We start from the raw sequence: 22,109 nt of genomic DNA on the forward strand, positions 1-22,109 counted from the left end.
AGACCCCGGCTCAGCATCTGGCGTATGGGCAATCGCCGTCCGGCGTAGATTCCGCAGGGTGATAACTCGCCGTCTCCGCCCGTTTCTCTTCGTGGGCAAAGATTGAGCCGGCGCCGGCAGCGAGTTCCTGGAGCCGGGTCAACTCGATGGCGCTGACGGGCCGATCGTCTTTCGCCGCCAGAATGGCTTTATCGAGCAGATCAAGAAACGACGGCGGCACGCCGGTGGCGACGCCGGGTTGTGACCAGGCGAACCGCAGGGAAAGCGCGACCTCCTCCTGCGCTTCGGTGGTGCGATACCACCATTGGCGGGTGCGCTCGACGTCCTTGGGCCACGCGCCGCGCGACATGGGCTTGATCGCAATTACGCCCGCGCCGTGCGTCTGGGCTCGTTCCAGTACTTCCTTGCCGAACCCGCGATTGAGGTACTCGGTGAAATTGATTGGGAACATCACGGTGTCGAAGCGGAACTTCTCCATCACCGCCAGCGCGGCCTTGGTGGTGTGCGCGGAGAAACCGATGTGTTTGATTTTCCCCTGCTCGCGTGCCTGCAATACGGCTTCAAGCGCGCCTCCCGGACCCGACACTTGGCGCACTTCCGGCTCCGTGACCAAATGATGCAGTTGGTACAGATCGAAGTGATCCGTCTTGAGCTGCTTCAGTGAGTTCTCCAATTCCGTCCGCACGCCGGTGGCCTCGCGCTGCTTCGTTTTGCACGCCAGAAAAATGTGGTCGCGGTCCACGCCCTGTAACGCAATCCCCAACTTGGTTTCGCAAACTCCGTTGCCGTAAGCCGGTGCGACATCGAAGAAATTCACGCCCCGCTCAAACGCCTGGCGCACCGCCGTGTTGCATTGTTCCTGTTCGACCGGATGCAAGGAAAGTCCGGGAAACGTGACGATGGAGACGCTTCGTCCCGTGCGCCCGAGTTGGCGTCGGGGCAGACCAGCGACCTTCTCAATCGTTGGGTCCGGTTTGCTGGCGGCCAGGATTTGTTCGAGCGACAGGGCGCAACCCGCAGCGGCGACACTGGTGGTGACTTGGAGGAATCGGCGGCGTTTCATGATGTCCGCATTCATACCATCGCCCCGCCTGCCGCGCAAGCTCCGGAGTCGCCCGCCGTTGCGGGAGCGTCGGGTCGCGACTCCGGTTCGCCGGCGGCGTTTGGGTTGCCGGTTGGAGCGATAAAGAATCACCTTTCAAAGCTGAGCGCGGTTTGGGTAAGCTCGGCAATGGCCGTGAAGATCAAAGTTGCGGTTCTCGGGACCGGTTCATTGGGCAAGGAGCATGTGCGCATCTACGCGCAGTTGGCCACGGAACAGGAAGCGGAATTGGTGGCGATTTACGATACGAATGTTGAAGCCGCGCGGCAGATTGCGTCGAAACATCGGGTGCCGGTAGCGCCTTCCTTGGACGCAGCCATCGCCGCCGCCGACGCGATCAGCATCGTCACCCCCACGCACACCCATTATGAACTGGCGCAACAGTGTCTGACCCGGGGCAAACATGTGTTGCTCGAAAAACCGATGACCGACGACGCGGCCGAGGCGGCGGCCTTGATTGAGTTGGCGCAAAAAAACAACTGCGTTTTGCAGGTCGGTCTGGTGGAGCGATTCAATCCCGTGTTCACGTATCTGGAATCAGTCGCCACGCAACCGCGGTTCATCGAAGCGCACCGGCTTTCGCCCTATCCGAAACGCAGCACGGATATTGGCGTGGTGTTGGACCTGATGATCCACGATCTGGACGTGGTGCTGGCGTTCGTGAAATCCCCGGTGGTCCGCGTGGATGCGGTGGGCATTCCGGTGTTGAGCCAGTCGGAGGACATTGCCAATGCGCGGCTGCATTTCGCCAATGGTTGCGTGGCGAATCTGACGGCCAGTCGCATCAGCCCCGAGCGGATGCGCAAGATTCGCGTGTTTAGTGGTCCGGATCACAAGTGCTATATTTCCCTGGATTATCGGGCGCAGGAAGGGTTTGTCTATCGCATCGCCCGGACGGATGAAAAGGAAAGTTCATTGCTCAAGAAACTGCTCGCTTCACGCGGCTCGACCATCGTGAGTGAGTATCAAAATCTTCGGATCGTGCGCGAACCGGTGCCGATCCAGAAAGGCGAACCGTTGAAACTGGAGTTGCAGCACTTCGTCCGTTGTGCGCGCGAAAAACAAACGCCGCGCGTCAGCGGTGTGGCGGCGAAGCTGGCGCTGGATCTGGCCTTTGAAATTACCCGCCAGGTGCAGCAGAGCAAGTAGGCGCAGAGATGAAAACATATTTGCTGACTTGGAATCCCCGGCGCTGGCACTGGGATGACCTTGCTGAAACGAGCGCCAAAACACTGGCTGGCAAAGGCGTTATTGCAAGTTGGAGTTGCGGCAACAGCAAAAGCATTTCTCCGGGAGATCGAATTTTTTTAATGAGAGTTGCCGAAGAACCAAAAGGAATCATTGGTTCAGGATGGGTGACAACCTCGCCGCGTTTGAGGTCGCATTGGAATGTCGAAAAAGCGGCGATGGGAGAAAAGTGCCTTGGCATTGATGGAGAATGGGAGCGGCTTATGGAGCCAGTCGCCAATGCCCCACTTGGATTAAAGGAGCTTCAAAAAGGAAAATTGGCTGATTTTAATTGGACACCACAAGCATCAGGCACGCGAATTCCCGATGATATTGCGGATGAGTTGGAACAGAAGTGGTCGGTTCATATTGGGAAAACTTCTATGGCTATTGTGGCTACCGACTCGGAGCTTGTGGCGATGGAAGGTGCGACAAGAATAGCTCTCATTAGACACCGTACGCGGGAGCAATTCCTCCGAGACGCCAAAATCAATGAGGCTCGGAGATCAGGAAACGGTAGGCTCAAATGCGAAGTGCCAAGGTGCGGTTTTGATTTTGAGGAAATTTACGGCGAGATTGGCCGGGATTTTGCCCATGTGCATCATCTAAAACCTCTTGGTGATAGAACAGCACCGAGTCAAACGAAACTTGATGACCTTGCCGTGGTTTGTGCGAACTGCCATGCGATGATTCACCGTGACGGGAAATGCCGGTCATTGAATGGTTTGATTTCTCCGCATCTTTGCGCCTCTGCATTGAAATAATGCTTTCCCTTCTGCTTATCGCGGGCGACTTGAGTGGCGGGCAATGTCGGCTTTACGGGGCTTGCGGTGGGGTGTATTAGTTAGCCATGCAAAGCATCCGTTACGTGTACTGGCAGGATGGTGACGCCTGGCTCGGCCACTTGGAGGAATTTCCCGATTACCTGACGCAGGGCGAGTCGCTGGCCGATTTGGAAGAGCATTTGCGTGATTTGCACAAGGAGTTGACCAGTGGCGAACTTCCCGCCGTGCGCCGCGTGGCGGAACTGCAAGTCTCGTGAAGCGCGTCGAGCTAATCCAACGTCTGAATGAAATGGGCTGCATTTTCATCCGGCACGGCGGCAAACATGATTGGTATCAGAATCCTCGCACCAAAATGTGCCAGCCGGTGCCGCGTCACCGCGAACTCAAGGAAATTTTGGCGCGAAGCATCATCAAAAAATTGAGCGATGCCGCGTGATCGTTTTCCACACCGTCGCTGGTGCGGTGTCAGAATAAAATCGTGAAACCACTTTCTTTCATGCTGATCGCGGGCGACCCCAGTGGGGACCAGCTCGCGGCGGAATTGGTGACGGCTTTGCGGGAAAAAATTCCGTTGCGCCATCGGCACACCTCGGCGGACGTGCAGCCGCTGCACACTTCACTTGCGCCCCGCTTCTTCGGCGCGGGCGGTCCCCGGATGGCGGCGGCGGGAGTGGAAATCGTGTGCGACCTGACGCGGTATTCAGTGATCGGTCTTGCTGAAGTCTTGAAAAATTTCGGCGCTTTTCGCCGCGCCTTCAAGCAACTGAAGACGATCGCCCGGCAACGGGAACCGGAAGTCATCGTGGGCGTGGATTCCAGCGGGTTTAATCTGCGGTTTGCCCGCGCCATTCACGCCCAGGTGCGGAAGCAGCATGGCTGGTTTCAAAACTGGCATCCCAAACTGGTGCAGTTTGTTTCTCCACAGGTCTGGGCTTCGCGACCCGGACGCGCCTACGCACTGGCGGAATATTGCGATCTGCTGTTGAGCATTTTCCCGTTTGAGAAATCGTGGTACGCCCGGCGGGTGCCGAAGTTGCGCGTGGATTTTGTCGGCCATCCGATGTTGGGGCGCGCACAGTCGTCCGCGTTGCTCAAGGCGAATCCAACCGCGGCAGCGCAGATTGTTTTGCTGCCGGGCAGCCGCCGCGACGAAGTGCGCCGCCACGGCCCCTTGGTCATCGCGGCCTTCGAAAAATTGCGCCGTGAAATTCCAACCTTGACGGGAAAGTTGATCGTGCCGAATGAAACGTTGGCGGCGTTAGTCAAAACCGCTCCCTTACCCGCCGGACTTGACGTGCAGGTGGGGGGCTTGGCCGAAGTGTTGCCGACCGCGCAACTGGCGCTCACCAAATCGGGCACGATCACCATGGAATGTGCGTTTCACGGAGTGCCGGCGGTTGTGTTCTATAAAACCTCGTGGCCGACGTATTGCATCGGTCGCCGGCTCGTTACGGTGAAATATCTGGCCATGCCCAACCTCCTGGCTGATGCGCCAATTTATCCCGAGCTGGTGCAATCAGCGGCAACACCGGATCATCTGGCCCGCGCCGCTTTGGAATTGTTGCGCGATGAGCAACGCCGGATTCAAGTCCAGCAACAACTGGCGCCAGTGATTGCGGCGTTGGGAGCGCCGGGGGCGCCGGAACGTGCTGCCGAAGCGGTTTTGAGTTTGTTGTAGTTGGATTTGGTGGAATCGCACTGCAACCAGTCGCGCCTCAGCTCGCCGAGTTGGTGGCGACTTCATGAAAAATCCGGCAGGCGGGTCTTGAGGCTTCGCCGCGATCTGAACTGGAATTGACACTGGCTGCGTCAGCGACAACCATGAAGCGGTGCTGAAGCGGGTTTCCAAGTGGGTATTGGTGGCGGCACTCTCATTATCAATGGGAGCGCATTGGGCCTTGCTACAACCAATCGCCTGGGTCGGCATGATGATTAGTTACTCGCGGGACGCTTCGTTCACTGAAGCCGTGAGCAAAACTTTTGACGGCAAACATCCCTGTGCGCTTTGCGAAGTCATTCAGGAAGGCCGCCAGGATAGCCGGCAACCGAACCAGCAGCAGAATTCAGAGGCGCTCAAATTTGATTTTGGTTTGATTCCTTCCGTTGAAGATTTTGTCATCACCGAAGTTTTCTCCTCCATTCCCGCCACGTCGCCAACGCTGAACTCGCGTTCGGATGAGCCGCCGAAACCTCGTCCGCGATCCCATTCGTTTCTCCATTCTGTTTAAGCGGCCGCATTTGGCCAACCTGCCGTTGGGGTTGCGGTGCTGATTTGAATTACACGCGGAGGGATTATTTCCATTCCGTCTTTCCGAAGCTTCCGATGGAACGTCACACCGCCCGCGAATTTGTACGGGCTGACGGACTGAAACTTCCAACGGGGCGTCACGATAGCAATTTGAGAAATTTTAGAAACGAGAAATCAAGAGTTTGAAGTATGCAAAGTATGATTAAATTTTCAGTGAGCGCGCTCGTAATGGCGTGCGGGTTAGGTTGGGGGCGAGCCGAGGTATTGTCCGCGGTGCCCATGCAAGGCGGGATGCTAATGCCGATGGTGGCCTATCACGCGGAGACCGACCGCATGCAGGTCGCAATGCCGGATGAAATTCCCCAACTCACGCCGTTGCTGGTGAGTCATCCCGGGTCGAGCTTTGATCCGGTGGATCCGTGGTTTGATGCGCTCGATCCAAGTCGGCAAGGCGCGTCGTTCAGCCGTCGTTATGGATTTGTCATGGATAGCATGAGCGATCCGCTGCCGGCGGGCACGCAGATGTGGATTCGCAAATTGGCCGGTCCATCGGAGTTGCGCTTCTATGACTACATGGGCACGGCGCCGAAGGCGATGACGCCGATTTTCGGAACTGATGGCGTAACGAATGCGCTGTATTGGAATGGCCTGATGTATCATCCCTTGGTGACCACGCCGCCGGGGACCAACGGCTATACCGCCGTGTTCGAAGTCTATCTGGTGGATACCATCGCTAACCGGGAATTGCCGGCGACATCCAGTGGACCGCTGACATTCGAGTTCACCAATCAACCCGATGGACGACCGCTCCTGACCTTGACGCCGGACCTGCGGCTGACCTGGTCGGCGGAAGTGGTTACCAATTGGACGCTCGAAGCCGCGCCAAAGCCGGATCAGGTGACCGCTTGGAGCGCTGTAACCAACACGCCCGCGCGGCGTGGAGAGCTTATGGAAGTGCAATTGCAGCCAACGCCGGCGCCCCAGTTCTTCCGGATGCGTTATCAATACTGAATTGACCGGAAGACCGAGCATGATCGCTCCCCAGATTTCATCCACCACGAGCTTCCGACCTGATCCGTTACTTCGAGGTCGGTTGGCTCGTGACGGTTTTACCCTGATTGAGTTGCTGGTGGTGATTGCGATCATCGCCATTCTCGCGGCGTTATTGCTGCCGGCGTTATCCCGAGCCAAGGCCACGGCACGAGCCACGCAATGTCTGAACCAGATACGACAACTGGGATTGGCCACGCGGCTTTATGCGGATGAGAACCGTGATTGTTTTCCGCGCAGCCAACACTCGGCTTTTGCTCACGGTGAATTGACCTGGGCGCGCAGTCTCGCACCACAACTAGGTTTTAATTCCACCACTTGGACCAATCTGCTGACCGGGTTGTACCGCTGTCCATCCGACCAGCGCGCCGCGCCACTGAGCTACGGCATGAATGTTTATTTCGAACTGAGTGCCGCGGATGATTACATCGGCAAACCCGCTACCTGGCGACGCATCGCCACGGTTCCCAGGCCGGCCGTGACCATTCTATTCGCTGAAAACGCGGGTGGCGCCGACCACATCATGCCCAATTACTGGGTTACGTTAGCGGACGCCGCGGAAGTGGTGGCGCAACGTCATGCGCTCAAAGCGAATTACACATTCGTGGATGGCCATGCGGAACGGCGCAAATTGGAAACCACCTTTTATCCGCCGCAACAACTCGATCTCTGGCATCCAATGTTGGCTAAATAAGCGGATCACTTGATTCCAAATTTCGGCGGATGACAGTTATTGGCGAGCGGGCCGGGGAGGTTTTGCAGCTCCTGATAAAATGCCGGGCAAAAACCTTGTGCGGCGGCATTGGCTTTGCTCAAATCCCCTCTGATGCGGCTTTCAACGCCAGCGAATTTCAAGCAGTACAAACCGGTTCTAGCCGGTTTGCTGGCGACGCTGATGCTGTTGCTGACGCTGGCTTCCGCCAGTAGTTGGCTGCACGAACGGCTTCATTCCAACCGTGGTCACACGCAAAGTCCATGCGCGGTCTGCATCCTGGTCGAAGGGCAACTCAACGCGCCGCTGGTCACAGTGTCAGAGGTTTTTGCGTCGCTGTCTGTCGCTTGGACACTGCCCGCGCCGCAAATCGTTGTTCCCGCCGCGATGGATCCTTCCGTCGTTTCCACTCGCGGTCCGCCCGCCTCCGTTTCTTCCCAGTCGTAATCCGTGTTGTTGGTCCGGCCCGCGTGGGCAGGATTCATTTTAACCCGTTTGGTAGTTCTCGTGGCCGACTCGTATCGAGGTGGCCCGGAAAGCTTAGAACGGAATTTGGTATGAACCGAAATTTTTGGCAGGGGACAATAATGGTGGGCGTGACGGTTCTGATCGCGAGTGCGGTCAGCGCGCAGGAAACCAATGAAGTCGAGTTGTTGCAGCGCGAGCTTCGTGAGCTGCGCGAGCGGATGCAATCACTCGAACAAAAACTCAACTCCGCCGCGACCAACTCCACTTTGCTTGCGTCACCGGACTCCAACGGCTCCGCGCCAACCAGCGCTTCGGCGACGCCGGCCAAAGGCTGGTTGCCCAGTGACCCCCTCCGGATCGGACGCGGCGGCACGTATGCGGACATCGGATTCGTGGGAACCTTTGCGGCGGGTGGTTCGACGACGAAAGACATCGAGGGCGGCACGCAATTGGGCGGGCACGATCCGAATCAGAACGGTTTCACGGTGCAAGGCGTCGAGATGAATCTGCAAGGCGCGGTGGACCCGTATCTGCGCGGCAACGCGAACCTCCTGTTCTCGGTGGATTCCGGCGGCGAGTCTTTCATGGAACTGGAGGAGGCGTGGCTGGAGACGGTTTCCTTGCCGGGCAATTTCCAGATTCGCGCCGGACAAATTTTGTCCGAGTTTGGCCGGGCCAACGCGCAGCATCCGCACACTTGGGGCTTTGTGGATTCGCCGCTCGTCAACGGACGTTTCCTCGGCGCGGACGGCTTGCGCAATCCCGGCGCGCGGCTCAGTTGGCTGGCGCCGACGCCGTTTTATTCCGAATTGATGTTGGGCATCCAAAATAGCCAGGGCGAAACGGCAGCGAGTTTTCGCAGCGACGGCGACGCGCACGCGGGCGAAGGCGAGGAACGGCTGCCGTTTGGTTATCGGCACGCGGAGAATGATCGCGGCGTGCGACATGTGACGGATTTGTTATTCACGCCACGCTACGCGATGTCGTTTGATGTGACGGATCAACAGACGTTGGTGTTGGGCGCATCCGGCGCGTTCGGGCCGAATGCCAGCGGCGGCAGCGGCGATACAGTGACGCAGATTTACGGTCTGGATTTGTATTGGAAATGGAAACCCTCGAATGCTCACGCCGGATTTCCATTCGTCAGTTTTCAAACTGAAGTCATGGTGCGGCGCTATCAACTCGGCGCGTTCGATTGGGATGAAAATGGCAACGGCGGCGATAATGACGGCGACGGCTTCGTGGACGCCGGCATCATCACGGACGCGACGGGGCTGGCGCCGGCGGTGTTGGCTTCGGAAACGGTGACGGATTACGGCGGTTACGCGCAACTGCTCTACGGTTTTCGGCAGGGGTGGGTGGCCGGATTGCGTTTCGATTATGTGACGGGTGAACGGGCGGCCTACGAACGCGCGGGCTTGTTGCTCGTCGATGGGAACGGCGGCGGCGCGTCGTTGGGGCGCGATCCTCAGCGAAATGAGCGGTGGCGATTAACGCCGAATCTCACCTGGTATCCGACGGAGTTTTCCAAAATCCGGTTGCAATACAACTACGATGACCGGCGCGATCTGGGCCGGGATCATTCCGTGTGGCTGCAATTTGAATTTCTGCTCGGGGCGCACGCAGCGCACAAGTTTTGAAGGAAGAAGTATGAATGAAGAATGATGAAGTGAAAAACAAATCAATCGCATTCGCCCTGTTTGTCCCAATGAAGGTTATGAAAATGAAAACAAAATTTGCACTACTGCTTGGCGCATTGCTCTTGGCAACAACCGCCCACGCCAGGTTAAACATCGTCGTCACCACGCCCGACCTCGCTTCCATCGCGAAGGAGGTCGGTGGCGACAAAGTGGAAATCACCACGCTGGCACGGCCCACGGAAGACCCGCATTTCGTGGACGCCAAACCGAGCTTCATCGTGAAGCTGAATCGTGCCGATGCGCTCATCGAGGGCGGCGCGGACCTGGAAATCGGCTGGCTGCCGGCGTTGTTGACGGGAGCGCGCAATGCCAAAATCCAGTCCGGTCAGCCGGGGCGCATTCTGGGCAACGCCGGGGTTGTCATGCTCGAAGTGCCGACCACTTTGACGCGCGCCGAAGGCGACATTCATCCGCTGGGCAATCCGCACTACGTCATTGATCCGGTGAACGCAAAAATCGTCGCCGCACATCTGGCGGACGCGTTTGCGAAGCTGGATTCCGCCGGTGCGGAAGCGTATCGCGCCAACGCGAAAAAATTTACGGACGCGCTTGACGCCAAGCTCGCGGAATGGACGGCGAAACTCGCGCCGTTCAAGGGCGCGAAAGTGGTTTCCTATCACAACTCGTGGCCGTATTTCGCGGCGCGCTACGGATTGACGATGAATATTTTCCTGGAGCCGAAGCCGGGGATTCCGCCATCGCCCGCGCATCTCGCGTCGGTCATCGCCAGGATGAAGGAGGAAAACGCGCGCGTCATCATCGTGGACCCGTATCTGAATCGAAAGACAGCGCAAACCGTCGCGCGCAGCACGGACGCAACCGTGGTGGACGTGGCGCAGATGCCCGGAGGCGTGAAAGGCGCGGACAGCTACATTGCGCTGGAAGATTATCTGGTGAACTCGTTGGCGGCGGCGTTGGAGAAAAAATGATTTAAACACAGATTAAAAGCAAAGACCGAGGTGACGCGAATTTCGCTAATTTCCACGAATTGAATTCCATTCGCGCCAATTCGTGAAATTCGCGCCAAACGTTTCCTCATCCGTGTTTATCTGTATCCATCCGTGGTTAAAAAATTATGAATGAAATTTTATCGGTGATGACGTGGCCGCTGGTCGCGTGCGACGAACGGTTCTTCCTCTTCTGGGAGAGGAGAGCGAGATGACGGAGAACGCTACAACCAAAATTATGCATTATGAGCATTGATGTTCCTGATGCCATGACATGGGCGCAAATCATGTCCGTGATGATGTGGCCGCTGGTCGCGTGCCTCGTGTTGCCCGGCGTTCTCGTCTATTACGGCCTGCACATCATCCGGCGTGAAGTCATCTTTGTGGACCTCGCGCTGGCACAGGTGGCGACCCTTGGAACGTGCGTCTGTCTTTATCTCGGTCACGAAGCCGACGATCCGCACAACTACTTCTGGTCGCTTGGTTTCACGCTGGCCGGGGCGTTGTTGTTCACCTTCACGCGCCCGAGCAAACATGCGCGCGTGCCGCAGGAGGCGCTCATCGGCATCATCTACGTCGTGGCGGCGGCGGCGGGGATTTTGTTGTTGAGCAAAAGTCCGCACGGCAAGGAGGAACTGCAACGCACCCTCGTCGGCGATCTGCTCACGGTGACGCCGCCACAGATTGGCCGGACTGCCGCCCTGTATGCCGTCATTGGCGTGGTGCATTTTATTTTCCGCAAGCAATTCATCAAACTCTCGTTCGATCACGACCACGCCGCGAAAGGCGGCTGGTCCGTGCATTTCTGGGACTTCTTGTTCTACGCGCTATTCGGGTTGATCGTGACGAGCTTTGTGCAGGTCGGCGGCGTGTTGATGGTGTTTTCGTATCTCATCGTGCCGGCGGCGTGCGCGACGTTCCTGGTGAACTCGCTGCTGGTGCGCTTGTTGGTTGGATGGTGTGTGGCGACGCTGGCGAGCATAGTGGGGTTGTATGCGTCATTCGAACTGGACGTGCCCACGGGCGCGGCGGTGGTCTGCGCGTTGGGCGGAGCGTTGTTATTGACGGGAATCGCCGCCCCACTATTGCGCCGGTGCCGTTGAAGTGGTTCTGACTGGAATGTGGGCGAGCTGCCGCATTGTCCTGGATGCTGCATTTGCGTTGTGGAGTACACTTGACGGAATTCACCAGCGGACGTAAAACGGGGCATAACCATATCAATGATTACCACCGCGAAATACGCCAACCACGCGAAAACTGGGACGGGAACAACGGCTTTTCCGGTTGCCATTTCCTTTCGCGTGGCCCAGGTGGTTCGCGGTTCATCCGTCGGTTGGCATGGCTAGTTAAGGACTTAACGCGTGCAGCGTGGAGGGAAGCAAGTGATTGTCTTGATAACTCCCGCTTTTTCCCCGGTTCATTCATTGACTCCCTGATTGGCTTTGATACCCTGAGCGCCCGGTTTTACGGTTCATTTTCGGACAACAGATACCAATTCATATATGGCAAAAGCAAAATCCACCAAATACGTTTATCAATGGGGCAACAAAAAAGCCGATGGCGACGGGAGCATGAAAGCGCTCCTCGGCGGCAAAGGCGCGAACCTGGCTGAGATGACTCGAATCGGCCTGCCGGTGCCTCCCGGTTTTACGGTTACCACCGAAGTTTGCACCTACTTTTACGCGCATAAAAAGACCTATCCCAAGGAACTCCGAAAACAGATCGAAGCGGGAATTGCCAACATGGAAAAAATCATGGGGGCGAAATTCGGCGCGGCCAGCGGGCGTCCGCTGTTGGTAGCCGTCCGTTCCGGCGCCCGCGATTCCATGCCGGGAATGATGGATACGATTTTGAACCTGGGCTTGAACGACCAGACCGTTTTCGCCTTGGAGAAAGCCACGAACAATCCGCGTTTTGCGTGGGATTGTTACCGGCGCTTCATCCAAATGTACGGCGACGTGGTATTGGGCGTGCAAAAGCGCGAGGGCGAAGATCACGAGCCTTTTGAAACCGTGATCCACGCGTTGAAGGAGGAGCGTTATCACGCGGATATCGAAGACTCGAAGCTCACGGCCGCCGACCAGGCGGAATTGGTCAAACGCTTCAAAGCCCTGGTCAAGGAACGAACGGGCCGGAATTTTCCCGAGAATCCGTGGGATCAATTGCAAGGCGCCGCCAGTGCCGTGTTTGGCTCCTGGATGAATGATCGCGCGATTGTTTATCGCCGGAAATACAACATTCCGTCCGAGTGGGGCACCGCGGTCAACGTGCAAGCGATGGTGTTCGGCAACACCGGTGAAAATTCCGGTTCCGGAGTGGCGTTCACCCGCAATCCGGCGAACGGGACCAATGAATTTTACGGGGAGTTCCTCATCAATGCCCAAGGCGAAGATGTCGTGGCCGGCGTCCGGACTCCCGAGCCGGTGGCGAAGTTAAAAGAGCACATGCCCCAGACGCATAAGGAACTGTTGCACGTGCGCCAAATCCTCGAGAAGCACTTCAAGGATGTGCAGGACATCGAGTTCACCGTGCAGGAGGGGAAGCTGTTCATGTTGCAAACGCGCAATGGCAAACGCACCGCCGCGGCCGCGCTCAAATTTGCCGCCGACATGGTGAAGGAGAAATTGATTGATTGGGAAACCGCGATCCTGCGCAACCCGGCGGATCAGCTTTCGCAACTGCTCACCCCCATTTTTGATGTGGGCGAGCTGCAGAAGGCCAAGGTCATCGCTTCCGGTCTGCCCGCAGGGCCTGGCGCGGCCACGGGTAAAATTTACTTTAACGCGGATCGCGCGGCCCAGGCCGCCGAGAAGGGCGAAGAAGTGTTGCTTGTGCGTCTGGAAACCTCTCCAGAAGATTTGCGCGGCATGATTGCGGCCGAAGGGATTCTTACCGCGCGCGGCGGGGTCAGTTCGCACGCGGCGCTGGTGGCCCGTCAAATGGGCAAGGTTTGTGTTTGCGGCGCGGCGGGAGTCGTGATTGATTACGACAAGAAGACGGCGACGATTGACGGCCAAACTTTTGCGGAAGGTGATTTTCTTTCCATTGACGGCACTTCGGGCGCCGTTTATGCCGGACAGATTAAAACCGCGCCGTCCGAGATCATCGCGGGTCTGTTGCACGATGATCAGGCCGCTCGCAAGACGGAAAAGTATCGGAACTACATCCAGTTGATGAATTGGTGCAAGAAAGCCACCCGGCTCTCCGTGCGTACCAATGCCGATACGCCCGAGCAGGCATCACAAGCCGTGGCGTTTGGCGCCGAGGGCATCGGGTTGACGCGCACCGAGCACATGTTCTTCGAGGGCAATCGCATTGATTCCATGCGCGAGATGATTCTGGCGGACACCTCGGCCGCGCGCGAAGCGGCCCTGACGAAACTGCTGCCGTTTCAGCGCGAGGACTTCTACGGCATTTTCAAGGCGCTGAAAGGTCATCCGGCCACCATCCGTTTCCTTGATCCGCCGCTGCACGAGTTCCTGCCGCAGTCCAAGGAACAGCAAATGGATTTTGCCCGCAAACGGGGCATCACCGTCGAGAAGATCATGAACCGCGTGAACGAGTTGCATGAGTTCAATCCGATGCTGGGCTTCCGTGGTTGTCGTCTGGGAATCCGGTATCCGGAAATCACCCGCATGCAGGCACGCGCGGTGCTTGAAGCCGCCGCCGACGCGACGAAGGACGGCTACAAAGCGAAGCCGGAAATCATGATTCCGCTGGTGGGTTTCAAGCGCGAACTTGATCTGCAGGTGGCCATCGTTCACGAAGTGGCCGCGCAGGTGCAGAAGGAAAAGAAGGTCAAGATCAACTATTCCGTCGGCACGATGATTGAAATTCCGCGAGGCGCGCTCACCGCCGATGAAATCGCGCAAACCGCCGAGTTCTTCAGCTTCGGCACGAACGACCTCACGCAGACCTGCCTCGGCATGTCCCGCGATGACTCGGGCACGTTCCTCGGCGCTTACACCGAGAACGAAATCGTGAAGAAAAATCCGTTTGCTTCGGTGGATCAGACCGGGGTGGGGCAACTCATGCAAATCGCCGTCGAGAAGGGACGCCGCACGCGTCCGGGCATCAAGCTCGGCATCTGCGGCGAACACGGTGGCGACCCCGATTCCGTGAAATTCTGCCATCGGCTCGGCCTGTCCTATGTTAGCTGTTCGCCCTACCGCGTGCCCGTGGCGCGTTTATCCGCCGCGCAAGCCGCTGTCGAAGAGAAGCGCCAGACGAAGGCGAAGGCGAAGAAAAAGAAATAAATTGTCGCATTGCACTGGTAGCGTTGCTCCATGAGCGACGTCATCTGGCGATGAAGTTTGGCGGTGGTCGCAGGCCGCCGCTACAAGGCCGCTACAATCAAGCCGCTCCGGGCAACCGGGGCGGCTTGGCATTTTCCGTAGCGATGCTGGACACCCTCTTTCGCTTCTGAAAGACTGCCCGGGCGTGAAACAATCAATCGTCACTTTGGATATGGAAGGCGTGTTGACGCCGGAAATCTGGATCGCCGTCGCCGAGAAAACCGGCATCCCGGAATTGCGTCGCACCACGCGCGACGAGCCGGATTACGACCGGTTGATGAATTACCGCATCAACCTTCTCGATCAGCACCACATCACGTTGTCCACCATCCAGGAAGTCATCGGCACGCTCAAACCTCTGCCGGGGGCGTTGGAGTTTCTTGACGCGCTCCGGACCCTGACGCAGGTCATCATTTTATCAGACACGTTTGAGCAATTCGCTCAACCGCTCATGAAACAACTTCATTGGCCGACGTTGTTTTGTCATCGGTTGATCGTGGCGAATGATCGGATCACCGGCTATCAATTGCGTCAGCCCAATCAAAAGCAGAAGTCCGTCGCGGCGCTCAAGTCGTTGAACTATCGAGTGATTTCAGCCGGGGATTCCTACAATGACACGGCGATGCTGGGCGAAGCTGACGTGGCGTTTCTCATTCACGCGCCGGAAAATGTGAAACGCGATTTCCCGCAATTCACGCCGATGGAGTCGCACGCGGAATTGCTGCAACACATCAAGGAGGCGCTCTAATGCCAACGCACCGTGGCTCGATCCGAATTTTTTCGTTTCTGGGCATTGACGTTTATCTGCATTGGTCGTGGTTCTTTGTGGCGTTGTATGGCATTTACTATCGCACGCACGAATACAGTTCTCTGGGGTGGAACGGTCTGGAATACCTTGCGCTGTTTGCTTTGGTGTTGCTTCACGAGTTCGGCCATCAACTGGCCTGTCGCCAGGTTGGCGGGGTGACGCACGATATCATCCTCTGGCCGCTGGGCGGGGTGGCTTACGTTTCACCTCCGCAACGGCCGGGCGCGCAACTCTGGAGCATTGCTGCCGGACCGTTGGTTAATGTGGCGTTGACTCCGCTCCTGTTGGGATTGGTGTTGCTGAGCCGCCAGTTGGGTTGGGGCGCTTCGTTGCCGGACCTCAACACGCTTTTGCACATTATCCTGTATATCAACGTCGGGCTTTTGGTTTTCAATCTACTGCCCATCTATCCCCTGGACGGCGGGCAAATTCTGCGTTCGCTGCTGTGGTATGGGTTGGGTCGCGCATACAGCTTGCAGGCGGCCTGCATCATTGGCTTCGTGGGCGCGGCGGGAATCGTGGTGCTGGCGGTGCTGCTGCAATCCGTCTGGATTGGAATCATGGCGGCGTTCCTGGTGATCAATTGCTGGCGCGGTCTGCAGCAGGCGCTGGTGCTTACCAAGCTGGCCAAAATTCCGCGTCGCGCCGGTTACGCCTGTCCATCCTGTCTCACGGCGCCAGTGGCCGGACAATACTGGAATTGCGGGCGTTGCGGCCAGACGTTTGACACCTTTGAGACCCGGGCGGTTTGTCCGCAGTGCGGGGCGCACTACGACCTGACCCAGTGTTTGGATTGCGGAACGACGCGGCCTTTTCACGAATGGGTGGCGCCGACATCCCATGACCGGTGAGCCGTTACGCTTCCGCTTTTGATTCTCGGTGGATCAAATCCTCAACGGCGCGACGAACGTCTTTGGCCTCATAAAGCATCGCATACACTTCATCAATAATCGGCGTGGAGACCTGAAGTTTTTGGGCCAGGGCAAAGGCGGAACGTGCCGTGGGAACGCCTTCAACCACGGAACTCGTGCTCCGCAGGATGGTGTCGAATTTTTCACCGCGCCCCAGGCGTTCGCCAAAACCGCGATTGCGGCTCAGCTTGGAAAAGCAGGTCGCCATCAAATCGCCAATGCCGCTCAAGCCCGCAAAGGTTTCCGCGCGCGCGCCGCAAGCCTCTCCCAGATGGCGCATCTCCGTGATGCCGCGCGTGATTAGGGCGGCTTTGGAATTGTCGCCAAAGCCCAACCCGTCGCCGACGCCAGCCGCAATGGCCATCACGTTCTTGAGCGCGCCGCCCAATTCCACTCCGATCAGGTCGGTGCTGGTGTAAACGCGGAACGCAGACCGATGGAACAAAGTCTGAACCTCCCGCGCCACCGCAAGGTCAGCGCTCGCGGCGACGATGGCGGTGGGAATACCACGGGCCACTTCCAAAGCCAGCGACGGTCCGGAGAGCGCCGCAATTTTTGCCTGTGGAGCGGTTTGGGTGAGGATGCCGCCCATCGTCAAGCCCGTTTCAGATTCGATGCCCTTGGTGACACTCACCACCGTACCGGAAAAATTTCGCAACGGTTGCGTGAGCGGACGGAAAACTCTGGAGGGAACGGCCAGGATCACGATATTTGCTTGATCGAGGGCGAGCGCCAGATCGGATTCTAACCGCAGACGCTCCGGCAGCCGAATTCCTGGCAGGTAGGGCTGGTTTTCACCGCTGCGGCGCATTTCCGCCAGACGTTGCGCGTCGTGTCCCCATAACGTTACGGATTGACCGCTGCGTTGGAGTAGCAGCGCCAGTGCGGTCCCCCAGGCGCCCGCTCCGACGATGGTGATTTTCATTTGGGCGGTTTGGCGCTCTTGAAGTTAAACCGGTTTTCCGTACCGGCGCGAAGGCGGGCAAGGTTCGCCCGATGTTTGTAAATGGCCAGGACACCCAGCGCGATGACGATCACGCGCAACGCCATATTGTCGCGGGTCAACCAGACTCCGCAGGGCAGGGTGATGGCGGCCACAATGGAGGCGATCGAGACGTAACGTGTCGCGAGCAAAGCGAGGAACCAACAAACGGCCGCGATGCCGACTGCCGCCGGCGCCAGCGCGAGAAAAACGCCGCCGGTGGTGGCGATGCCTTTGCCGCCTTTGAATTTCAACCAACAGGTGTAGTTGTGTCCAAGCACCGCCGCGATGCCGGCCGCCAGGCTGGGGTTGAAATGATTCTGCCACTGCGCGTCGGCCGTTGGCGGAAATAGATGCGGCAACGCTTGGGAACACGCGGGATGACAATGAGTCACCAAGCTGACGGCGGCAAAACCTTTGAGCGCATCCATCAGGAGGACAAAAATTCCCGGCCCTTTGCCGAGGGTGCGAAAGACATTGGTCGCGCCCATGTTTTTGCTCCCGACCGTGCGGATGTCCACGCCCCGCGTCAGGCCCACCAGATAACCGGTCGGAATCGAGCCTAACAAATAGCCAAAGAGCGCAACGATGAGATAACCAATAATCGCCACAGCCTCATGGTGACGCGGGTGACCGCGTGATGAAAGTTGAAACTTGGCCCGACGAATTTTTGGGGATGATGTGCAGTTGCCAGATCGAGGGGAATAATCAGCCGCGCAACGCCCCGGGGACGCAGGCGTGCGGCTCGGCCCCGCAAGGAAGATTTTTGCACAAAGTTGTTGCGTTGAATCGTGACGCAGCCTACAAAGGGTTGCGTCGGTAAAAGTTGAAAAAAGCGGATTGAAAAGTGGTCAAATCGCACGACGGCTAATCTCGGTTCCTCACCAATTAGTTGTGCGGTTGGACGGCAAAACCACATTTAGTAGTGGTTTTGACTTTACAGCGCGCTAGAGGTTTGGTTTCGTTCAACCACTATTTGTCATGTATCTCAAAAACTTGACCGTTTTAGGTTTTAAGTCTTTTGCGGATAAAACCGCATTGAATTTTCAGCCGGGCGTTACGGCCATCGTTGGACCGAATGGCTGTGGTAAGTCCAATGTCTCGGATGCCATCCGCTGGGTGCTCGGCGAGCAATCGGCCAAGGCGTTGCGTGGCGGCGAAATGGCTGATGTCATTTTCAACGGCACGGACGGACGCAAACCATTGGGGATGGCGGAAGTCTCGTTGACCATCGGTGGCGTGGATGAGGAACAACTGCGGGCGGCGGGAGTCGAGTTGACCTACAACGAAGTGACCGTCACGCGCCGCGTCTTTCGGGATGGCGGCAGCGAGTATTTCATCAATCGCACGCCGTGCCGGTTGAAGGACGTGCAGCAGCTTTTCATGGGAACGGGCATGGGCAAGACGAGTTACTCGATCATGGCCCAGGGCAATATCACCCAGATCCTTTCGAGCAAGCCCGAAGATCGCCGCTTGATTTTCGAGGAAGCCGCCGGCATCACCAAATACAAATCACAAAAACGCGAAGCGCTCCGCAAGTTGGAGGCGACCGAACAGAATTTGTTGCGCGTGCAGGATTTGATCCGGGAGGTCAAACGCCAGATCGGGTCGCTGCAACGGCAGGCGGGCAAGGCGCGCCGCTATAAACAGTTGCAAGCGGAGTTGCAGCATCTCGATACACAATTGGCGCGACATCAATTGGACGTGTTGCTGGAGGAGATTCGCGAGGGGCAGGCCAAGAGCGATCAATTGCGCAACGACCTGGAAACGGAATCGGCGGCCGTGGCGCGCGGCGAAGATGAAATTGTGCAATTACGCGAGCGGCTGGCCGAGCTGGAACAGCAAATGAGCGTCACCCAGCAGCGGGGTCTGGAGCTTAAGAGCGAAATGGATCGCCACGAAAACCGCGCGCAATTCAATGAGCAACGGATTGCTGAACTCGCGCAGCAAAATACGCAGGCGACTTCAGACATCACGGAAGCTGAAGAACGACGCGGTCTGGCCCGTCACGAATTGACTTCCGTGCAGGAACGTCTGGCGGCGTCGGAAATCGCCCTGGCCCAGCATCGCGCCGCCGTCGAGCGGCAGCAGGCGGAGTTGCAGCAAATCGAGGCCACTCTGCGCGACGGCCAGGAACAGTTGCGTCAGGCGCAGGCGGACGCGTTTGCAGTCGCTCAGGATTTGACCCGGGTGCGCAATGAAATCACCACGCTCGAAGTGCGGAAACAGGGCAATGTGGTGCGGTTGGAAAAATTAACGGCGGAAAAAATCCAACTGGAGGAGGAGCAGACCGGACTGGATTCGCGGTTGCAGACCTTTGCGGCCAACGTGGAGACGGACCGACTGAGCGTGGCCACCGCGCGCGGCACCGTTGAACAGCGACAGACGCGGCTGCGCGAATTGCAGGTCGAGTTGCAACAATCTTCGACCGATCAAGATCAGTTGTTGCAGCGCCAGGCGGAGAAGCGTTCCCGGCTCGATGTGCTGAAACAACTGGAAGGCGCGCACGAGGGATTCAGCGCCGGCGCGGTCGCCGCGTTGCGACAATCGCGCGAGGTGATTGGCTCGCTGGCGGATTGCATTCGCGTGCCCGATCAGTTTGTCCTGGCCATTGAAAATGCCCTGGGACACAACCTGCAATTGGTGCTGACCGAGCGGCCCGAATCCGCGCAGCAAATTCTTTCCGAACTGACGAACAACAAATTAGGTCGCGCCAGCGTGGCGGCCCTGGCGATTCGGAACGTGGACGAAAGCCAGTTGGCCTTTACCGGCGACATGTCACCGGGTAACGGCAATCGGGCGGACCAGGTTTTGGGCGCCGGCGAAATGATTCCGGCTTTGAGCGTCGTGCAAAGTGACGCGTCGGTCAGCACTCTGCTCAAGTCGCTGTTGGGGCGGACCTTCATTGCGGAGAATCTCGCGACCGCCACGGCCCAGATTCAGAACGGTCATGCGGGTTGCGATTTTGTGACGCTGGGCGGGGAGCTGCTGAATCGCCACGGCATCTACACCGGCGGTTATCTGAACGGCAACAGCCATGGCCGCGCGCCTTCGTCCATTCTGGGGCGCAAAAACCAGATTGCCGAACTGCAAGCCACGGTGGCGGAATTGCAGGAAAGCGTCGCCGAGGCGAGTCGGCGGCGGGGTGCGCTGTTGAGTGAACAGACGGAATTGCAGGCCGGCTTGCAGGAGGCGCAAACCGAGTTGCAACAACGCGAAGTGGCCATTGCCACCCGCGAGGGCGAATTCAATGCGCTGCAAAATTCGACCCGGGTGTTGAATCAAAAACTGGAAACGGTTGCTTACGAAATTCAGGGTTTGACGGCGCAGGAAAAGGAAGCCAACGAAAAGCGCGTGGAACTCGACGCGGCGCTCGCGGCGTTGGCCACCCGGGAACAAGCCGCCCAGGCAGGGATGGCTTCGGGCACGTCAGCCGTGGAGGCGGCGCGTCAGAAACGCGATGCGGCCACCACGACCCTCACTGAAAGCAAAGTGGCGCTGGCCGCCGAGGAACAGGTTTCAGCCGCGTTACAGCGCCAGACTCAGGCGCTCGAACAGCGCGTGCGAGAGCTGGAGCAATTGTTGGCGCAACGTCGCAGTGAGATTTCATCGTTCACCACGCGCAAGGCGCAGGCGGAAGCGGAGATTGCCGAGGCGCGAGGTCAGATCGAACACCTCGGACATGAACGGACCCAGGTCAACGCTCAGACGGCCGATTTGCTGGTTCGCAAGCAGGAGCGGGAAGGGGAGGTGACGTCACGTGATGAAGCGTTGCGGGAGCAGCGGCGGCGGTTGACCCAACTGCAAGAGCAGCGGGGCGCGGCGGAGGTTGAGCTGGTGCAGAAAAACATGGCCGCACAGAACTTGCGTGAGCGGGTGCGGCAGAAGTATGAGATCAATCTCGACGACGTGCGGAGCGAGTGCATCACCATCACCTACGCTGACGAAGGTCCGGCCAAGGTGGAAGTGCTCTCGCCGGAAGAGATGGCCGCCAGCGGCGCAGGGGTGGATTGGGACGTCGTCGCCCAGCGCGTGGGCGAACTGCAAAAGAAGCTGGAAGAGATGGGATTGGTGAATCTGGTGGCCATCGAGGAATACGAGGAAACCGAGCAGCGCCACGCGTTCCTGACCCGGCAATGCGATGATTTGACGCAGGCGAAGGCGCAGTTGTTGGAGGTGATTGACCGCATCAACACGCAGACACGGGAGATGTTCACCACGACGTTCAATCAGATCCGCGACAATTTCCGGTTGATGTTTGCCGAGGTGTTCGGCGGCGGCAAAGCGGATTTGCGTCTGACTGAAGAACACGACGTATTGGAATCCGGCATCGAGATCATGGCCAAGCCGCCCGGCAAACAATTGCAAACCATTTCGCTGCTTTCGGGCGGCGAACAAACCATGACGGCGGTGTCGCTCCTGTTCTCGATCTATCAGGTGAAGCCGAGTCCGTTCTGCGTGTTGGACGAGTTGGATGCGCCGTTGGACGAGTCCAACATCAACCGTTTCATCCGGATTTTGCAGCGGTTCATCAATCATTCGCAGTTCATCATCATCACGCATAACAAACGTACAATCAGCATGGCGGATGTGCTTTACGGCGTGACGATGGAAGAACACGGCGTCAGCAAATTGGTCAGCGTAAAATTTCACAAAGCCGCAGAAACGCCCGTGACGGAAACCGGCACGACACCGATGATCCCCATCGAAACGCCCGTCGGCGGTAAAGGCGTTGAACCAGAGAGCGCTGCGGCACCCGCGCAAGACGAGGCGCTGGAGATGGCCGTCGGGCCGGATTCTTCCGGTAGCGACGACGTCCTGCCGACGAGTTAAATTGGTCTGGGGAACGCGCCAGCAAGGGGCTGGCGCTCCCG

19 protein-coding genes and 1 pseudogene are annotated in these 22,109 nt (G+C 58.0%); 17 read left to right on the top strand and 3 right to left on the bottom strand.

All coding sequences use genetic code 11. The features are described from left to right. Positions 1-10: 10 nt before the first annotated feature. The gene (locus M9920_15130; protein MCO5053611.1) at positions 11-1,063 is read right to left on the bottom strand and encodes an aldo/keto reductase; all 1,053 of its coding nucleotides are present in this window, start codon (positions 1,061-1,063) and stop codon (positions 11-13) included. A gap of 168 nt (positions 1,064-1,231) precedes the next feature. On the opposite strand from M9920_15130, the gene M9920_15135 reads away from it, so the two are divergent. The 16 genes and pseudogenes from M9920_15135 to M9920_15210 all read left to right on the top strand — a co-directional run bounded on the left by M9920_15135 (position 1,232) and on the right by M9920_15210 (position 16,193). Next, positions 1,232-2,251 carry a Gfo/Idh/MocA family oxidoreductase gene (locus tag M9920_15135; GenBank protein MCO5053612.1) on the top strand — a complete coding sequence of 340 codons (1,020 nt, stop codon included), beginning with the start codon at positions 1,232-1,234 and terminating at the stop codon, positions 2,249-2,251. Positions 2,252-2,259: 8 nt separating this feature from the next. Further along, positions 2,260-3,093 (top strand): HNH endonuclease, encoded by an 834-nt coding sequence (locus tag M9920_15140; GenBank protein MCO5053613.1) that lies wholly within the window; start codon positions 2,260-2,262, stop codon positions 3,091-3,093. A gap of 86 nt (positions 3,094-3,179) precedes the next feature. Beyond that, positions 3,180-3,371 carry a type II toxin-antitoxin system HicB family antitoxin gene (locus M9920_15145; protein MCO5053614.1) on the top strand — a complete coding sequence of 64 codons (192 nt, stop codon included), beginning with the start codon at positions 3,180-3,182 and terminating at the stop codon, positions 3,369-3,371. Then, entirely contained in the window at positions 3,368-3,550 is a 183-nt protein-coding gene (locus M9920_15150) for a type II toxin-antitoxin system HicA family toxin (GenBank protein ID MCO5053615.1), read from the top strand. The genes M9920_15145 and M9920_15150 overlap by 4 nt, the downstream gene beginning before the upstream one ends. Before the next feature lie 42 nt (positions 3,551-3,592). Continuing rightward, a complete protein-coding gene (gene lpxB, locus M9920_15155; GenBank protein ID MCO5053616.1) occupies positions 3,593-4,792 on the top strand; it encodes a lipid-A-disaccharide synthase in 1,200 nt (399 codons plus the stop codon). Between the two features lie 202 nt (positions 4,793-4,994). Then, positions 4,995-5,342: a hypothetical protein gene (locus tag M9920_15160; protein MCO5053617.1), complete on the top strand. Its 348-nt coding sequence runs from the start codon at positions 4,995-4,997 to the stop codon at positions 5,340-5,342. Between the two features lie 233 nt (positions 5,343-5,575). Then, positions 5,576-6,373 (top strand): hypothetical protein, encoded by a 798-nt coding sequence (locus M9920_15165; protein ID MCO5053618.1) that lies wholly within the window; start codon positions 5,576-5,578, stop codon positions 6,371-6,373. Between the two features lie 82 nt (positions 6,374-6,455). Further along, a pseudogene (locus tag M9920_15170) lies at positions 6,456-6,539 on the top strand (prepilin-type N-terminal cleavage/methylation domain-containing protein). Positions 6,540-6,602: 63 nt separating this feature from the next. Further along, entirely contained in the window at positions 6,603-7,106 is a 504-nt protein-coding gene (locus M9920_15175; protein ID MCO5053619.1) for a hypothetical protein, read from the top strand. Positions 7,107-7,135: 29 nt separating this feature from the next. Continuing rightward, positions 7,136-7,339, top strand: coding sequence for a hypothetical protein (locus M9920_15180; protein MCO5053620.1), 204 nt, complete (start codon positions 7,136-7,138; stop codon positions 7,337-7,339). Positions 7,340-7,681: 342 nt separating this feature from the next. Beyond that, entirely contained in the window at positions 7,682-9,232 is a 1,551-nt protein-coding gene (locus M9920_15185; GenBank protein MCO5053621.1) for a hypothetical protein, read from the top strand. An 83-nt stretch (positions 9,233-9,315) separates the two neighbouring features. After that, a complete protein-coding gene (locus M9920_15190) occupies positions 9,316-10,221 on the top strand; it encodes a metal ABC transporter substrate-binding protein (GenBank protein ID MCO5053622.1) in 906 nt (301 codons plus the stop codon). 263 nt (positions 10,222-10,484) lie between these two features. After that, the gene (locus M9920_15195) at positions 10,485-11,342 is read left to right on the top strand and encodes a metal ABC transporter permease (protein MCO5053623.1); all 858 of its coding nucleotides are present in this window, start codon (positions 10,485-10,487) and stop codon (positions 11,340-11,342) included. 399 nt (positions 11,343-11,741) lie between these two features. Next, positions 11,742-14,495 (top strand): pyruvate, phosphate dikinase, encoded by a 2,754-nt coding sequence (gene ppdK, locus M9920_15200; GenBank protein MCO5053624.1) that lies wholly within the window; start codon positions 11,742-11,744, stop codon positions 14,493-14,495. A 211-nt stretch (positions 14,496-14,706) separates the two neighbouring features. Next, a complete protein-coding gene (thrH, locus tag M9920_15205) occupies positions 14,707-15,282 on the top strand; it encodes a bifunctional phosphoserine phosphatase/homoserine phosphotransferase ThrH (GenBank protein ID MCO5053625.1) in 576 nt (191 codons plus the stop codon). Next, entirely contained in the window at positions 15,282-16,193 is a 912-nt protein-coding gene (locus M9920_15210) for a site-2 protease family protein (protein ID MCO5053626.1), read from the top strand. Before thrH ends, M9920_15210 begins: the two co-directional genes overlap by 1 nt. Positions 16,194-16,197: 4 nt before the next feature. Here the strand turns inward: M9920_15210 and M9920_15215 are convergent, their stop codons facing one another. Continuing rightward, positions 16,198-17,178, bottom strand: coding sequence for an NAD(P)-dependent glycerol-3-phosphate dehydrogenase (locus tag M9920_15215; protein ID MCO5053627.1), 981 nt, complete (start codon positions 17,176-17,178; stop codon positions 16,198-16,200). Further along, the gene (gene plsY / locus M9920_15220; protein ID MCO5053628.1) at positions 17,175-17,846 is read right to left on the bottom strand and encodes a glycerol-3-phosphate 1-O-acyltransferase PlsY; all 672 of its coding nucleotides are present in this window, start codon (positions 17,844-17,846) and stop codon (positions 17,175-17,177) included. Before plsY ends, M9920_15215 begins: the two co-directional genes overlap by 4 nt. Before the next feature lie 370 nt (positions 17,847-18,216). Between plsY and smc the strand changes: the two genes are divergently transcribed. Further along, positions 18,217-22,068: a chromosome segregation protein SMC gene (gene smc / locus M9920_15225; GenBank protein ID MCO5053629.1), complete on the top strand. Its 3,852-nt coding sequence runs from the start codon at positions 18,217-18,219 to the stop codon at positions 22,066-22,068. Positions 22,069-22,109 lie beyond the last annotated feature (41 nt).

Source organism: Verrucomicrobiia bacterium, assembly GCA_023953615.1.
GTDB lineage: Bacteria > Verrucomicrobiota > Verrucomicrobiia > Limisphaerales > JADLHS01 > JADLHS01.

Excerpts from the sequence above, each read along its gene's own strand:
- thrH (MCO5053625.1), top strand. The coding sequence starts at position 14,707 with ATGGAAGGCGTGTTGACGCCGGAAATCTGGATCGCCGTCGCCGAGAAA.
- M9920_15160 (MCO5053617.1), top strand. The coding sequence starts at position 4,995 with ATGGGAGCGCATTGGGCCTTGCTACAACCAATCGCCTGGGTCGGCATG.
- M9920_15145 (MCO5053614.1), top strand. The coding sequence starts at position 3,180 with ATGCAAAGCATCCGTTACGTGTACTGGCAGGATGGTGACGCCTGGCTC.
- M9920_15185 (MCO5053621.1), top strand. The coding sequence starts at position 7,682 with ATGAACCGAAATTTTTGGCAGGGGACAATAATGGTGGGCGTGACGGTT.
- M9920_15190 (MCO5053622.1), top strand. The coding sequence starts at position 9,316 with ATGAAAACAAAATTTGCACTACTGCTTGGCGCATTGCTCTTGGCAACA.
- M9920_15180 (MCO5053620.1), top strand. The coding sequence starts at position 7,136 with ATGACAGTTATTGGCGAGCGGGCCGGGGAGGTTTTGCAGCTCCTGATA.
- M9920_15140 (MCO5053613.1), top strand. The coding sequence starts at position 2,260 with ATGAAAACATATTTGCTGACTTGGAATCCCCGGCGCTGGCACTGGGAT.
- M9920_15130 (MCO5053611.1), bottom strand. The coding sequence starts at position 1,063 with ATGAAACGCCGCCGATTCCTCCAAGTCACCACCAGTGTCGCCGCTGCG.
- M9920_15210 (MCO5053626.1), top strand. The coding sequence starts at position 15,282 with ATGCCAACGCACCGTGGCTCGATCCGAATTTTTTCGTTTCTGGGCATT.
- M9920_15215 (MCO5053627.1), bottom strand. The coding sequence starts at position 17,178 with ATGAAAATCACCATCGTCGGAGCGGGCGCCTGGGGGACCGCACTGGCG.
- ppdK (MCO5053624.1), top strand. The coding sequence starts at position 11,742 with ATGGCAAAAGCAAAATCCACCAAATACGTTTATCAATGGGGCAACAAA.
- smc (MCO5053629.1), top strand. The coding sequence starts at position 18,217 with ATGTATCTCAAAAACTTGACCGTTTTAGGTTTTAAGTCTTTTGCGGAT.
- M9920_15135 (MCO5053612.1), top strand. The coding sequence starts at position 1,232 with ATGGCCGTGAAGATCAAAGTTGCGGTTCTCGGGACCGGTTCATTGGGC.
- M9920_15195 (MCO5053623.1), top strand. The coding sequence starts at position 10,485 with ATGAGCATTGATGTTCCTGATGCCATGACATGGGCGCAAATCATGTCC.